This is a genomic window from Lederbergia citrisecunda (assembly GCF_018343695.1).
Lineage (GTDB): Bacteria > Bacillota > Bacilli > Bacillales > Bacillaceae_C > Lederbergia > Lederbergia citrisecunda.
On record NZ_JAGYPJ010000001.1, the window covers coordinates 4,234,786 to 4,249,948 of the forward strand.

At 37.9% G+C, this 15,163-nt stretch carries 13 protein-coding genes and 1 other annotated feature; of the genes, 10 read left to right on the forward strand and 3 right to left on the reverse strand.

Translation table 11 applies throughout. The features are described from left to right. Positions 1-220 precede the first annotated feature (220 nt). From ilvB to proS, 8 genes are all read left to right on the forward strand, one after another. Entirely contained in the window at positions 221-1,945 is a 1,725-nt protein-coding gene (gene ilvB, locus KHA93_RS20780) for an acetolactate synthase large subunit (protein ID WP_213113063.1), read from the forward strand. Further along, on the forward strand, positions 1,942-2,460 hold the full coding sequence (gene ilvN / locus KHA93_RS20785; protein WP_213112464.1) for an acetolactate synthase small subunit: 519 nt from the start codon (positions 1,942-1,944) through the stop codon (positions 2,458-2,460). Before ilvB ends, ilvN begins: the two co-directional genes overlap by 4 nt. Before the next feature lie 17 nt (positions 2,461-2,477). Beyond that, the gene (ilvC, locus tag KHA93_RS20790; RefSeq protein ID WP_213112465.1) at positions 2,478-3,512 is read left to right on the forward strand and encodes a ketol-acid reductoisomerase; all 1,035 of its coding nucleotides are present in this window, start codon (positions 2,478-2,480) and stop codon (positions 3,510-3,512) included. Continuing rightward, complete coding sequence (locus KHA93_RS20795) at positions 3,499-5,040, forward strand: 2-isopropylmalate synthase (protein WP_213112466.1); 1,542 nt, start codon at positions 3,499-3,501, stop codon at positions 5,038-5,040. Before ilvC ends, KHA93_RS20795 begins: the two co-directional genes overlap by 14 nt. Before the next feature lie 24 nt (positions 5,041-5,064). Then, entirely contained in the window at positions 5,065-6,129 is a 1,065-nt protein-coding gene (gene leuB / locus KHA93_RS20800; protein ID WP_213112467.1) for a 3-isopropylmalate dehydrogenase, read from the forward strand. A gap of 11 nt (positions 6,130-6,140) precedes the next feature. Next, positions 6,141-7,556, forward strand: coding sequence for a 3-isopropylmalate dehydratase large subunit (gene leuC / locus KHA93_RS20805; protein ID WP_213112468.1), 1,416 nt, complete (start codon positions 6,141-6,143; stop codon positions 7,554-7,556). After that, complete coding sequence (gene leuD, locus KHA93_RS20810) at positions 7,553-8,131, forward strand: 3-isopropylmalate dehydratase small subunit (RefSeq protein WP_213112469.1); 579 nt, start codon at positions 7,553-7,555, stop codon at positions 8,129-8,131. Before leuC ends, leuD begins: the two co-directional genes overlap by 4 nt. 292 nt (positions 8,132-8,423) lie before the next feature. Further along, positions 8,424-8,641 (forward strand) — a binding site (T-box leader). 260 nt (positions 8,642-8,901) lie between these two features. After that, positions 8,902-10,338 (forward strand): proline--tRNA ligase, encoded by a 1,437-nt coding sequence (gene proS / locus KHA93_RS20815; RefSeq protein WP_213112470.1) that lies wholly within the window; start codon positions 8,902-8,904, stop codon positions 10,336-10,338. 195 nt (positions 10,339-10,533) lie between these two features. Here proS and KHA93_RS20820 read toward each other — a convergent pair whose 3' ends face one another. From KHA93_RS20820 to KHA93_RS20830, 3 genes are read right to left on the reverse strand one after another with little or no spacing between them, the layout of a single operon-like run. Beyond that, a complete protein-coding gene (locus KHA93_RS20820) occupies positions 10,534-11,217 on the reverse strand; it encodes a hypothetical protein (RefSeq protein ID WP_213112471.1) in 684 nt (227 codons plus the stop codon). Beyond that, complete coding sequence (locus KHA93_RS20825) at positions 11,214-12,098, reverse strand: ABC transporter ATP-binding protein (RefSeq protein WP_213112472.1); 885 nt, start codon at positions 12,096-12,098, stop codon at positions 11,214-11,216. Before KHA93_RS20825 ends, KHA93_RS20820 begins: the two co-directional genes overlap by 4 nt. Beyond that, positions 12,095-12,466 (reverse strand): GntR family transcriptional regulator, encoded by a 372-nt coding sequence (locus KHA93_RS20830; protein WP_213112473.1) that lies wholly within the window; start codon positions 12,464-12,466, stop codon positions 12,095-12,097. The genes KHA93_RS20825 and KHA93_RS20830 overlap by 4 nt, the downstream gene beginning before the upstream one ends. Positions 12,467-12,606: 140 nt before the next feature. Here KHA93_RS20830 and KHA93_RS20835 point away from each other — a divergent pair, with 140 nt between their 5' ends. After that, positions 12,607-13,386: an AAC(3) family N-acetyltransferase gene (locus KHA93_RS20835; protein ID WP_213112474.1), complete on the forward strand. Its 780-nt coding sequence runs from the start codon at positions 12,607-12,609 to the stop codon at positions 13,384-13,386. A 274-nt stretch (positions 13,387-13,660) separates the two neighbouring features. Then, entirely contained in the window at positions 13,661-15,052 is a 1,392-nt protein-coding gene (locus KHA93_RS20840) for a VanZ family protein (protein WP_213112475.1), read from the forward strand. Positions 15,053-15,163 lie beyond the last annotated feature (111 nt).

Below are 15,163 nucleotides of genomic sequence, written 5' to 3' on the forward strand. Positions count from 1 at the left end.
TGTGGGCTGAAAAGGCTTTTTTTATTTTTTATCGAAAAGCGCAAGCGCCTTTTCATCGACGTAGGGAAGAGTCCTAAAGTCCACTAGTCGATAGGCGCTGTAGCTAGTCAAAGAAAAACTGTTATTTTATAGATTTAATGCATTAAATGATTGAAATGCGATATGTTTTAAAAAAATAAAAAATGAAAGGAAGGCGCTAGAGGTGAGTATGGGTATCCCGATGGGAGCGAGTGATCAAACATCTGACACGGCAACTAAAGTACAAGTGAAAACAGGGGCAGACCTTTTTATCGAGGCTCTTCAAAAAGAGAACGTTGAGATTATGTTCGGTTATCCTGGAGGAGCTGCACTGCCAATATATGATGCATTGCACAAAAATCCAATTAAGCATGTATTGACTAGACACGAACAAGGCGCTATACATGCTGCGGAAGGCTATGCAAGGGTAACGGGAAAACCAGGAGTTGTTATTGCAACCTCTGGACCTGGCGCTACTAACTTAGTAACTGGAATCGCGGATGCCATGATGGATTCATTGCCACTCGTTGTGTTTACTGGTCAGGTTGCTAGCTCAGCACTTGGAACAGATGCTTTCCAAGAATCCGATATTGTTGGTATTACAATGCCAATTACAAAACATAATTATCAAATAAAAAAGATTGAAGACCTAGGAAGAATCATAAAAGAAGCTTTTTATATAGCGTCTACAGGACGTCCGGGACCGGTTCTAATTGATATTCCAAAAGATATTGCTTCACAAGAAGTAACAGAGGTATTTCCTGATGCTACAATAAATCTACCAGGCTACCAACCAACAACAAAGCCAAATTATTTGCAACTGCAAAAACTTGTAAGTGTTATAGCTAATGCGAAAAAGCCACTAATTCTTGCAGGTGCCGGGGTACAATTCGCAAAAGCGTCAGATTATTTAAAAGAATTCGTAGAAAAAACTGGTTTTCCAATAACAAACACACTTCTTGGATTAGGTACAATCCCTGGGGATCATCCACAATTTTTAGGAATGGCGGGAATGCACGGAACTTATACATCCAATATGGCCATTACGGATTGCGATTTGCTAATTAATATTGGAGCTCGTTTCGATGACCGACTAACTGGTAATTTGAAGCATTTTGCTCCAAATGCAACAGTTGCTCATATTGACATTGACCCAGCTGAGATTGGCAAAAATGTTCCAACTGCAATTCCAATTGTTGGAGATGCGAAGATTGTTTTGGAAGAGTTACTGAATATGGAATTAACGATTCCGGATATCTCAGAGTGGACGGATGTAATACAAGAAAGTAAAGAAAAATATCCGTATAAAACTCCAGCTTCACCAGAAGATTCTCTTTCTTCACCACACGTTATAAAAATGATTCACGACATTACTGGTGGAGATGCCATTGTTACCACAGACGTTGGTCAGCATCAAATGTGGGCAGCACAATATTACGGATTAAATGGTCCGAATAATTGGGTTACTTCAGGTGGACTTGGAACGATGGGCTTTGGATTCCCTTCAGCGATTGGAGCACAATTAGCTGATCCTAGTAAAACTGTTGTAGCAGTTACGGGAGATGGCGGTTTCCAAATGACATTGCAAGAACTTTCTGTCATAAAAGAGCTGAACCTTCCTGTAAAAATTGTAATCCTTAATAACAAGTGTCTTGGAATGGTTCGACAATGGCAACAAACGTTTTATGAAGAACGTTATTCACATTCCTTAATTCCAAACCAGCCGGATTTTATAAAGCTTGCTGAAGCTTATGGAATTAAAGGATATATAGCTACTACAGAGGAAGAAGCAAAAGCTGTATTTGAAGAAGCCTTCAGTATCCCAGAGCCTGTATTAATCGATTGCCGAGTAATCCAAACTGAAAATGTTTATCCGATGGTTGCTCCAGGCAAAGGGCTTCATGAAATGATAGGGGTGGGAGAATGAAACGAGTTGTTACTGTAACAGTCAACAATAACCCTGGTGTATTAAATCGTATTACTGGATTATTTGCTAAAAGGCAATTTAATATCGAAAGCATTACAGTCGGCCCTACTAGCAATCCAGCCATTTCTAAAATGACCTTCATCGTTCCGATGGAAGATCCAGCAAAAATGGAGCAATTGTTAAAGCAGCTGCAAAAACAAATCGATGTAATAAAAGTATCGGATATTACCGATAAATCGATTGTTACTCGCGAATTGGCACTTATTAAAGTGCAGAGCCCACCAGCATTGAGAAGCGAGGTTTATAGCATTATTGAACCTTTTAGGGCAACTGTTATTGATATGGGGAAAAATAATATTACCGTGCAAGTAACAGGAGAACCAGATAAGGTTGACGCGTTTATTGAGTTGTTAAAGCCATATGGCATTAAAGATATATCGAGAACAGGTGTAACCGCATTTGTTCGAGAGCATCAAAAAACAGAAACACAACAACTATCAATTTTACAACTTTAAGAGGAGATGGAGAAAAAATGGCAAAAGTATATTACAATAACGAAATCAATGAACAAGAATTACAAGGAAAGAAAATCGCAATCTTAGGATATGGATCACAAGGTCATGCACATGCAAGCAATTTAAAAGATAGCGGTTTTGACGTTATTGTTGGTGTAAGACCAGGTAAATCATTTGATCAAGCGGTTGAAGATGGACATGACGTATATTCTGTTAAAGAAGCTAGTGCTCAAGCTGATATCATCATGATCTTGCTTCCAGACGAAAGACAAACAGCTGTGTATGAAAACGAAGTGAAACCAGAACTTTCAGCTGGTAAATCGTTAGTATTTGCTCATGGTTTTAATGTTCATTTTAATCAAATTGTTCCTCCTTCTGATGTGGACGTATTCCTTGTTGCTCCAAAAGGACCAGGACATCTAGTGCGTCGTACATTTGAACAAGGTGCAGGTGTACCAGCATTGTTTGCCATTTACCAAGATGCAACTGGTAAAGCAAGAGAAACTGCATTAGCATATTCAAAAGGAATTGGAAGTGCACGTGCCGGCGTATTGGAAACTACATTCCAAGAAGAAACGGAAACAGATCTATTCGGAGAGCAAGCAGTACTATGTGGTGGAACAACTGCTCTTGTAAAAGCAGGATTCGAAACACTTGTAGAAGCTGGTTACCAACCAGAGGTTGCGTACTTCGAGTGTTTGCATGAACTTAAATTAATCGTTGACCTAATGTACGAAGATGGTCTAGCTGGAATGCGCTATTCCATTTCTGATACAGCACAATGGGGAGACTTCGTTTCTGGACCACGTGTTGTAAATGCAGATACAAAAGCTCGTATGAAAGATATTTTGGATGATATCCAAACAGGAAAATTTGCAAAAGGTTGGTTGCTTGAAAATCAATTAAATCGTCCAGAATTTAATGCAATTAACCGTCGTGAAAGCGAGCATTTAATTGAGAAAGTAGGTCAAGAGCTTCGCGAAATGATGCCATTTGTAAAAGCGGGTAAGAAGAAAGCCGCTAAGGAAGTGGTTGCAAGTGCGAAAAATTGACATTTTTGATACAACGTTACGTGATGGAGAGCAATCGGCAGGAGTTAACCTAAATACGGCCGAAAAACTCGAGATCGCGAAACAGCTTGAAAAATTCGGAGTGGATGTTATGGAGGCGGGGTTTCCCGCCGCCTCTCCGGGTGATTTAGATGCTGTTAAAAAAATTGCCTCCACTATTAAAGACTCATCTGTCACAGGCCTGGCGCGTTCAGTCAAATCAGATATTGATCATGCATGGGAAGCGTTGAAAGTGGCGGAATGCCCTAGGCTCCACGTTTTCATTGCTACTTCTCCAATACACATGACGTATAAATTAAAACAAACTCCTGAACAGGTAGTACAAACAACCATTGATACAATTAAATATGCGAAACAATTTTTTCCTATTGTTCAATGGTCAGCTGAAGACGCGTTCCGATCAGATCGAGCTTTCCTTGCTCAAATCGTAGAGCAAGCCATAAAAGCTGGAGCATCTGTAATCAATATCCCAGATACGGTAGGTTACGCCACCCCGCAAGAATACGGAGCATTATTCAAATATTTAAAAGAGAATGTTCCGAATATTGAGGAAGCTAAACTTTCAGCTCATTGTCATAATGACCTTGGAATGGCAGTTGCCAATACTCTGGCTGCAATCCAAAACGGTGCTGATCAAATTGAAGGTACTATCAATGGGATTGGCGAAAGAGCCGGAAATGTCGCTTTGGAAGAAGTTGGAGTCGCCTTATATACGAGAAAAGATTTTTATCAAATCGGAACAAACTTAACGTTGAATGAAATAAAACGTACAAGCCAACTAGTGAGTAAATTAACAGGAATGGCTGTTCAAGCGAATAAAGCGGTTGTAGGTAAAAATGCTTTTGCTCACGAATCAGGCATTCATCAAGACGGCGTGTTAAAAGAACCAACAACGTATGAAATTATTACTCCAGAACTTATCGGAGAAACTTCTAATAATTTAGTGCTAGGCAAACATTCAGGGAGACACGCTTTCCAAGATCGTGCTAAATCTATGGGTTTTGAACTAGATAGTGAATCTTTGAATCAAGCATTTATACAATTTAAGAAACTAGCCGATCGCAAGAAAGAAATTACAGATGAGGATTTATGGACTATTTTAACGAATGAACAGTTGAAAGATTCAGAGACTGCTGTATACGAACTTGAAACTGTCGGCGTTCAATATAAATCAGCGCAAGATCCATTTGCTACTGTAAGAGTAAAAACGCCTGCAGGAAAAATCGTGGAAGAAACAACAAGTGGAGCAGGAAGCGTGGAAGCTATTTTCAATGCGCTTGAGAAGATAGTTGAAGGGAAAGTCCATGTATTGGATTACCGAGTTTCATCCATTGGAAAAGGCAGAGACGCTCTTGCCGAAGCAGTCATTAACTTAACGTTTAACGAAGATGATCTTGTCGGAAGAGATTCTGCACAGGATGTATTAGAGGCGTCAGCTAAGGCATATTTAAATGCGGTGAATCGTATATTGCTTCAATCGCAAATGAAGCAATTATTGATAACAGTTTAGGAATTTTTGGGGAGGAAGATGGGTTTGAAGAAACGAGTAGCGGTATTACGAGGTGACGGAATAGGTAAAGAAGTAACAGATGCTGCCATATCTGTATTAGAAGCGATTGGGCGTCGTTTTCATCATGAATTTGAATGGGTATACGGTTTACTTGGTGGAGAAGCCATTGACACAGTTGGCCAGCCATTACCTGATGAAACAATCCGAATTTGTGAAGAAAGTGATGCGATTATTCTCGGAGCAGTCGGCGGACCAAAATGGGATAATCATCCGTCTCATCTTCGACCTGAAAAAGGGCTTCTTCAAATTCGTAAACACTTTGAATTAAGTGTAAATCTTCGGCCGGTTCAAGCATTCAAAAGCCTGCTCTCTGTTTCTCCTTTGAAGGAAGAAGTTGCTGAAGGTGTAGATATGATGATTGTCAGGGAACTAACTGGTGGTTTATATTTCGGTGAGCCAAGTTTCCATGATAATGATAAGGCTGTTGACACTTTAGTTTATGGTCGTGATGAAATCGAGCGCGTTGTCGTTCACGCATTTGAATTGGCAAAGCAGCGCAGGAACAAAGTGACTTCAGTTGATAAAGCAAATGTACTTGAATCAAGCAAACTATGGAGAAAAATAGTAGAAGAAGTTGCTGCTAGATACCCAGAAGTAGAGTACGATCATATGCTTGTTGATGCTGCGGCGATGAAACTAATCACGTATCCATCTGCATTCGATGTTATTGTAACTGAAAATATGTTTGGAGATATTTTAAGTGACGAAGCTTCTGTTATTACAGGATCATTAGGCATGTTGCCTTCTGCTAGTCTTCGTGTGGATGGCTTTGGATTATACGAACCAATCCATGGGTCAGCACCAGATATAGCCGGGAAAAATATCGCCAATCCAATTGGAGCCATTTTATCAACAGCCATGATGCTTCGTAGTTCATTTAGTATGTTGGAAGAAGCGAATACATTAGAGACAGCTGTTAAAAATGTTCTAGAAGCAGGTTTCTGTACAAGTGAATTCAAAAATATCGGTAGACAAATTTTATCTACAACTGAAATGACAGAAAAAATCATTAGTGAAATAGAACGGTGAGGTGAAGAAAGATGGGCAAAACAATCATTGAAAAGATTTGGGAGAAGCACGTCGTTCATCGAGAAGAAGGGAAACCAGATTTGCTATATATCGATCTTCATCTCGTGCATGAAGTAACTTCTCCGCAAGCGTTTGAAGGCTTGCGAATGAATGGAAGAAAAGTACGTAGACCAGATTTAACATTTGCTACGATGGATCATAACGTACCAACTCGTTTGAATGAAGCAATTACAGATCCAATTTCCGAAAAGCAAATGACGACGCTTGAAAAAAACTGTGTCGAATTTGGCGTTCCTTTAGCTGGAATGGGTCATCCAGATCAAGGGATTGTTCACGTTATTGGGCCTGAATTAGGATTAACTCAGCCTGGTAAAACGATTGTTTGTGGAGATAGCCATACATCCACACATGGTGCATTTGGTGCATTGGCGTTCGGGATAGGTACGAGTGAAGTGGAGCACGTTCTTTCAACTCAAACTTTGTGGCAGGCAAAACCGAAAACGATGCAAGTACAAGTGAACGGTGAACTAGGTAAAGGGGTAACTTCAAAAGACTTAATTTTGGCGATTATTGCAAAATACGGTATCAACGTTGGAACAGGCCATATTTTTGAATATACAGGCGAAGCCATCAGAAAATTAACGATGGAACAACGGATGACGGTTTGCAATATGTCCATTGAAGCTGGTGCAAAAGCTGGATTAATCAGTCCTGACGAAACAACATTTGCTTATTTGGAAGGCCGCACTCATGTTCCTGCTAGTGAAGAATTTGAAAAATTAAAAGCAGAATGGCTAGAGCTTGCAACTGATCCAGATGCTACGTATGATGCTGTCATTGAAATTGATGCTTCTGAAATAGAACCCGTCGTAACATGGGGTACAAACCCTGGGATGGGCGTTGGTGTAAATGGATCTGTTCCACGACCTGAAGATGGAAAAACGGATGCGGAAAAAGCGGAAATTGAAAAAGCACTTGAATATATGGGACTTGAAGGCGGAACAAAAATGACAGATATTGAAATTCAATATGTGTTCATCGGTTCTTGTACGAATTCTCGAATTGAAGACCTTCGTGCGGCTTCTGAAATTGTTACTGGTAAGAAAGTGAAAAGTTCCGTGAATGCAATTGTCGTGCCTGGATCACATTCAGTTAAGAGACAAGCGGAAGCGGAAGGGTTAGATAAAATTTTTATTGATGCTGGATTCGAATGGCGTGAATCTGGATGCAGTATGTGTCTTGCAATGAACGCTGACCAAGTTCCTGCAGGTATGAGATGTGCCTCTACATCAAATCGTAACTTTGAAGGTCGCCAAGGAAATGGCTCTCGTACACACTTAGTAAGCCCTGCAATGGCAGCAGCTGCAGCGATTGCTGGACGTTTCGTCGACGTTCGTACATTTTCACAAGAGGAGGCGCTTGTATGAAGCCGATTAAAGAAGTAACGAGCGTACTTGCGCCGTTAGATCGTTCGAATGTAGATACAGACCAAATCATCCCTAAGCAATTTTTAAAAAGAATTGAGCGTACTGGTTTCGGGAAATATTTGTTCTATCATTGGCGTTATGATGATAATGGAGTAGAAAGAGCGGACTTCGAGTTGAATAAACCTGAGTACGCAGGCAGTGAAATTTTAATCGCAAGGGAAAACTTTGGCTGTGGTTCTTCCCGTGAACATGCTCCTTGGGCACTGGACGATTATGGATTTCGTGTCATTATCGCGATAAACTTTGCCGATATCTTTTATAACAACAGCTTTAAAAACGGACTTCTTCCGATACAGCTTTCCGAAGCGGAAGTGGAAGATTTATTGAAGAAGTCGCAAGAAAAGCCATTGAAAATCACCGTTTCACTTGAAACCGAAACGATTGTTACGGAAGATGGCGACACGTATTCATTTAAAGTCGACCCATACCGCCGTCAAGTGTTATTAAACGGTTGGGACGATATTGCATTAACACTGTTACATGAAGATAAAATTTCAGCGTATGAGAATCGCTGAAGGTAAAATTAAGCTACTCATTCCCTATCTAATCTTGATTTTGAGGGAGTGAGTGGCTTATTTTTAGATTATAATAAAGTTGTTAAAAATATCAGACGTGTTATTCCGTTGGTAAGGATTACACTAACAGGCAAGTTAATTCAATAAGCAAAAATTAAAGTATTTCTTTTTATTATTATAAGAAGGAGTAAATACTTAAAGGTTTCCATCACTTTTATTTGCTCATTTATTTTGTCTGTGTTACAGAAATAGTTGAATTACTTTTAGCAAGTTGATATATTAATTTCTAAATATGTAATCAATGACGTGATCAAGTAAATAAGGATTGTGAAACAGAAAATATAGCCTTGGCTGAAAGCTATATCACCTCTTCTTATTGAACCCTACCACTGAGATGTTAGATAAAAACTGACCGAGTCGTTTCGTTACAAACGTTTAGAGGACTTAATATTTATTATTAATGTCGAACTAAGGTGGTACCACGTCTATTAGCGTAAAGGCGTCCTTTTTTGAGGACTCTTTATGCTTTTTTTATTTTGGCTGTTTCGTAAAAATTTGTTGTTTTTGTAAAAGCCCAAAAGCCGGCTTTTACCCCCTAAAAGGTGAATTTAGCGGTTCTTATGAAGGACGAAGCTATTTTCTCAGCGGAATGACCACGTTTTGAGTTCCAATTTATTTTTATTATTAAAATTAATAAACAATAGCAACAATGTTTAAGAAAAGAGCGTTTATTTTTTAAAGTTATTTCATTTTCTCAGGAGGAAAAGACGATGTCTCAAAAAACAAATGATTTTTCAAAATGGTATATTGATACGATTCAAAAAGCTGATTTAATGGATTATACTCCAGTTCGTGGTTGTATTGCATTTAAGCCAGATGGCTATGAATTATGGGAACATATTCAAGAAGAGATGGATAAACGGTTTAAAGAAACCGGTCATCGTAATGCATACTTCCCAATGTTAATTCCCGAATCCTTCTTACAAAAGGAAAAGGATCATATTGAAGGGTTCTCACCGGAGCTTCCATGGGTAACAGAAGCTGCAGGAGAGAAATTAGAAGAACGTTTAGCACTTCGTCCAACTTCAGAAACAATGATTGGACATTTGTATTCAAACTGGATTAAAAGTTATCGAGATCTCCCGGTTTTAATTAATCAATGGGCAAATGTATTCCGTTGGGAAAAGAAAACTCTTCCATTTATACGTACCTCTGAATTTTTATGGCAAGAAGGTCATACTGCTCATGTGGACGAAGAAGATGCGCGTAAGGAAACAATGCAAATGCTAACTATTTATAAAGAAGTCGTAGAAGGATTACTTGCGATTCCAGTTTATGATGGACAAAAGACACCATTAGAACGCTTTGCTGGTGCGGTTGATACATTCTCCATTGAAGCAATGATGAAAGATGGAAAAGCCGTGCAAGCAGGCACTTCACACTACTTAGGTACAAAATTTTCGGAAGCATTTGATATAAAATATCTAACAAAAGATAATAAACACGCATATGTTCATACAACGTCTTGGGGAACGTCCACACGTTTAATTGGTTCGGTCATCATGGTTCATGGTGATGAACAAGGTCTTGTCTTACCACCAAAAATAGCACCGACTCAAGTTATTTTGATTCCAGTAGGTCCATGGAAAAAGAACCATGCAATTATGGAGAAATTAGATGAAATCTTTGCAGCTTTAAAAGAGAAAGGAATTCGTGTTCGTCTTGATGATTCTGATCAATCACCAGGCTATAAATTTAATGAATGGGAGTTAAAAGGTGTACCTGTACGTATTGAACTTGGTCCACGTGATTTAGAAAATAATCAAGTTTTAATGAAAGCCCGTGATGAAGTGGAAAAAGTTTCTGTACCTTTAGAATCAATTATTGAAGGTATAAAAAAAGAACTTGAAACAATGCAAACTCGTCTATTCGAAAAAGCAAAAACTTTCCGTACGAAAAATTCGCACACTCATATCAATACGATGGAACAGTTAAACCAACATCTAGCAGAATCCGAACAAAATGGAACAATTCCTGGTTGGATATTAGCTGGTTGGTGCGGAGACGATGCTTGTGAAGAAAATGTAAAAGAAAAAACAAAATTCACAACACAAAACATTCCATTTAACCCACCGATAACAAAGCAGACATGCGTTTATTGTAGTAAAGAAGCAAAACATACGGTTTGGTTTGCTCGCGCTTACTAATCTACGATTGTTAACTATTATACTTAAACTATCGGGTGTTTTAGTTCCACAAGGAATTAAACATAGCATAAAATAAGAGCAGTGGTGAAAAGGAACCACTGCTCTTATCACTATTTCGATAAAAATTTAATATTTGCTATTTTGGACATAGAAAACGACTTGCGATACATCGATCTAGCATCGCAAGTCGTTTTTTTATACCGTTGCTCTTCTCAAGAAAAGGTACGAAAAGACAACGTAAAACAAGGTAGGGATAATGAGCCAATATGCAAGTTGGACGGCAGTGTGTTCAATAATCCAATGAATGATATCCATCCAATGTTCATAATAGGTGATGAGTAGTGCTGCGATACTTGCAATCAATAAGGAAGATATAGTTGCATAAGCCATTCCTTTTTTTCCAAAACGGCGGGCAAAGCTAGAAATCATCAACCCAAGGAAAAATAGATTAATCAACAGGATGAAATAGATGGCGATTTGTTCTAATAGTGTTCCATTATTTAAATATGGAAAGTGGAAGAAATGAAATTTTCCACCCCAGCCATTTGTCCAATTTTCTACTATTGAACAAATCAATAATAGCACTCCATAGGAGAAGTTCATAATAGCCCCCATGACAACGGTACCGAAAAAGTAATCGGTTCTTCTAACAGACATGCTAACTGCATATGAAAATGTTTGTGTTACAACTAATATTCCCGCTACTAACATGTATACAAAGATATATGATACTCCACCTGTATAATACATTTCTTTTGGAGTAATGAATAGACTAACAATTAAATTAACTATAAAAATTGAAAAAAGTATGATATTCGGAATTAAAAACCAACCCCATTTGTCGCGAACATGCATTTTTAAAACACTTCGAATATTCATTTCGCCATCACTCCTTGTTTATCGGAATTCCCTTTCGTTAAATGAACAATTAATTGCTGCAAGGAAACCGGGGATATTTCAAGTCCCGGAATATGGACTTTATCATTTGCGCGACCTATTACAGTTGCTGAAAGCAACCCGCCAAATGGTTCGCGATGGATTACTTCTTTTCCAGTAATAAATGACTCTACTTTTGCTGTTTGCCCTGTTACTGTAAAAGCCTTTCCTCTTAAATTCTCAGCATCCTCATCGATAATTAAGCTTCCCTTGTCAACTACTAAAATGTGTTCTAACAAATTACTAACTTCATCAATGAGATGAGTAGATAATATGACAGTCCGAGGATGTTCCGTGTAATCCTCCATTAAACGGTTATAAAATAATTCACGAGAAACAGCATCCAGCCCTAAATACGGTTCATCAAAAATAGTTAACGGAGCTCTGCTTGCAAGCCCAATAACGATTCCAAGCGCGGAGTGCATTCCTCGGGAAAGCCCCTTATTTTTCTTCTTTAAAGGAAGATTGAAATCCTTTACCAATGAATAGGCATACTTCTCATCCCAATTTGGAAAAAACGACTTTGACACTTCCAAAATATCACGAACAGTAAAATTATCAGGATATTTCTGACTTTCTTTAATGAAACAAATTTGATTCAATATTTTAGAATTTTCATAAGGCTCCTCACCGAAAACCAATAATTCCCCGCTAGTTGGAAAAATCTGTGCCGTGATCATTTTCATTAACGTTGTTTTACCGGCACCATTTCTACCGAGAAGGCCATATATTTTATTTTCCTCAATTGAAAAGCTAATATCTTGGATTGCTTTATGGTCATCGTACAGCTTATTTAACCGACTTATTTTTATTACTTCTTTCATCGTCTTCCCTCTCCTTTCCGAATCATATCCATTAATTGTTCCGTCGTAATTCCTAATTTTTCAGCTTCCTGAATCATCGTCACTATAAATTGCTCGAAAAATTGTTCCTTTCGCTTCTCAATGACTTTTATACGTGCACCTTCAGCAACAAACATTCCGATCCCTCGCTTTTTATATAAGATGCCTTCATCCACAAGTAAATTTACTCCTTTAGCAGCTGTGGCAGGATTAATTTTATAAAAGTGAGCGAACTGATTCGTAGATGGAACTTGAGATTCTTCTGGCAAGCCGCCTTCGATAATGTCATCTTCGATACGTTCTGCAATTTGGATGAAGATTGGCCTTCCATCATCAATTAAGTGCTTCATTTGGTTCACCACCATGTTGGTTAGTTACTTATGTAATTAACCATATAGCGATTAGAAATTATTGTCAACAGTTTTTGGAAATCTTTTCATAATTGGGCGCAAATAATATAATGGGGAAAACGACAATTTGGGGTGGGGACATGCTTACAAAAAAGCAATTAATAGAAGATTTTAAAAGAGTTGGAATAAAAGAGGGCATGGTTCTTGTCGTACATACATCACTACGAAATATAGGCTACATCGAGGGCGGCCCGGAAGTGGTTATTGAAAGTTTACTAGAGATTTTAGGGGATGAAGGGACACTCGTCATGCCATCAATGACAAGTGGAGATGAGTTATTTGATCCAAAAACGACACCTACAGAGGGTATGGGGATTGTTGCTGAAACATTTTGGAGAATGCCTAGTGTCCTAAGAAGTGTTCATCCTAATAGTGCCTTTGCGGCTTACGGGAAGTATGCAAGTGAAATTGTTGCTGAACATCCAATCGATCAACCAGAAGGAATTAAAAGTCCGATCGGTAAGGTGTATCAGCTTGATGGAAGGATACTTCTGCTTGGTGTTTCCCATGATTCCAATACGACGATCCATTTGGCGGAATCTTTAAATGATGTACCATATAGAACTTATTCTACAGTGTTAATTTCTAACAACGGAAAGATTGAGAAAATAGAAGTTCCGATTATCAATCATTGCTGTCAAAATTTCAAAAAAATGGAATCACTCCTTAAAGAAGAGGGTTATCTTACTGTGGGAACAATTGGAAACGGTGTATGTCAGTTCATGAAAGCGAGAGATGTCGTTGAGGTGGCAAGCACGCAGTTAAAGAAAAATCCGTATTACTTTTTATGTGAAGATGAATGCGAAGAGTGTACAGAGGCTAGGGAGTATGTGATTTCTCAAAACGGAAAGAAAGTGTAGAAATTTTAGGTCATAATGTTGAGGGATAATAAAGGTGATACTAAATAGTTGTATTAAAAATTCTCTCCTCTTATTTCTTTAAAGGGCCATATTCTTGAAAAATATAGTGAAATAAAAATAATAAACCTGTTCCATAATCGGGCGCTTATCCGCAGTATGGGTGAGCGTCTTTGTTTGCAGAATAAATATTGAGTAGAATCACAGTTTTTGAAATAATTAGTTTTATAATACATCACTAGGGAGCTATCCACGAAATTCATGAAGGAGATAAAAAATGAGATTACAAGAAATTATGAGTATAGTTAAGGAGTATTTTTTACTAGCATTAATAGCAGTAATGGTTTTAGGTTTTATTTTCTTTTTAGGGTATTTCATTGTGTATAGAAAACTCCTTGGAGGGAAGAGAAGACTTTCCAGAAAGCATTTACTATTGGGTGGATTGTTTACTGGATATGTAATCATGGTTATTGGGGTAACCTTTTTGAACAGAGATTCATCTTATCCGGGTGGGATTAATGTATCTTTTCTTAGTTCGTATAGAGAAGCTTGGTATAGTTTTAGTGTAAGGAATTGGCAGTTCGTGTATTTAAATATATTCATGTTTGTGCCATTCGGTATTCTTTTCCCGTTATTGCATACACGGTTTCAAAAAACAGTATGGACAATTGGGATAGCAGCTCTATTTACACTTTCCATTGAATGTGTCCAACTGATAACAGGATACGGTGTTTTTGAAGTTGACGATTTAATTAATAATCTACTTGGCGCCATCATTGGATATGGCATCATCATGGGCTCCATTACAATCAGAAAAAAGGGAATCAAACGATCCTTTGTTTACTTCTCACCTTTATTGCTAGTTGTTATCCTATCCGGTAGCATGTTTGCATACTACTATTTGAAGGATTTTGGGAATCTCTCCATCATGCCAAATTATAAAATCAATATGGAAAATACAACAATAACTATTGATGTACAGCTTGATGATCATAGGAGAAAGGTTCCGGTTTATAAGGCACCAGGCTATACAAAGGGTTCTGCTGATGAATTTGTCACAGATTTTTTTAAAAGAATGAATATCGACGCAATGAATAAGGAGGTTATTTCCTATCCGGATGAAGGTGTTTATTGGATTAGAGATGAGATATCTTATAATATATGGTTCCGATTCTTAGATGGTAGTTACAGCTATAGCGATTTTTCAAGCTTTGACGAGGATAAAGAGCTAAAAGATGTAGATGAAGAAACCTTAAAAGAAAACTTAGCAAAATTCGGCATAGATGTTCCACAAGACTCGCTTTTTCAAAAAGTCGATACTGGTATTTATGAGTGGACGTTAGATAAAAAGGTAATAGAAAATCAGCTAATAGATGGTTCTTTAACTGTAGATTATTATAACGATGATACAGTGAAGAGACTTGATAATCATTTAATAACATATAACAAAGTAAAAGATGTTCAAATAAAAAGCGAACAAGAAGCATATAAGGAAATTTTAGATGGAAAATTTAAATATTACCCTGAAAATAATATGATAGAAACCTTACATATCGATAAAGTAGAAGTAAGCTACTATTTAGATTCCAAAGGATATTATCAACCTGTGTATGCTTTCCATAGTACCGTAGATGGAAGAGAGATGACTATCTTCATTTCGGGACTCTAGAAATCTATATTGCCAGTCTCCGCATCCCTAAAAGTACGTAGACGGGCAAAACGCCATGCTAAAAGAAATCTGCTATTCATATTCCGTTCATATTCATTTCCTACAATGAGC

What these genes read in the sequence shown, in the direction of transcription:
- KHA93_RS20840 (WP_213112475.1), top strand. Translation starts at nt 13,661, where the DNA reads ATGAGATTACAAGAAATTATGAGTATAGTTAAGGAGTATTTTTTACTA.
- KHA93_RS20825 (WP_213112472.1), bottom strand. Translation starts at nt 12,098, where the DNA reads ATGAAAGAAGTAATAAAAATAAGTCGGTTAAATAAGCTGTACGATGAC.
- KHA93_RS20835 (WP_213112474.1), top strand. Translation starts at nt 12,607, where the DNA reads ATGCTTACAAAAAAGCAATTAATAGAAGATTTTAAAAGAGTTGGAATA.
- ilvC (WP_213112465.1), top strand. Translation starts at nt 2,478, where the DNA reads ATGGCAAAAGTATATTACAATAACGAAATCAATGAACAAGAATTACAA.
- KHA93_RS20830 (WP_213112473.1), bottom strand. Translation starts at nt 12,466, where the DNA reads ATGAAGCACTTAATTGATGATGGAAGGCCAATCTTCATCCAAATTGCA.
- ilvN (WP_213112464.1), top strand. Translation starts at nt 1,942, where the DNA reads ATGAAACGAGTTGTTACTGTAACAGTCAACAATAACCCTGGTGTATTA.
- proS (WP_213112470.1), top strand. Translation starts at nt 8,902, where the DNA reads ATGTCTCAAAAAACAAATGATTTTTCAAAATGGTATATTGATACGATT.
- ilvB (WP_213113063.1), top strand. Translation starts at nt 221, where the DNA reads ATGGGAGCGAGTGATCAAACATCTGACACGGCAACTAAAGTACAAGTG.
- KHA93_RS20820 (WP_213112471.1), bottom strand. Translation starts at nt 11,217, where the DNA reads ATGAATATTCGAAGTGTTTTAAAAATGCATGTTCGCGACAAATGGGGT.
- leuC (WP_213112468.1), top strand. Translation starts at nt 6,141, where the DNA reads ATGGGCAAAACAATCATTGAAAAGATTTGGGAGAAGCACGTCGTTCAT.
- leuD (WP_213112469.1), top strand. Translation starts at nt 7,553, where the DNA reads ATGAAGCCGATTAAAGAAGTAACGAGCGTACTTGCGCCGTTAGATCGT.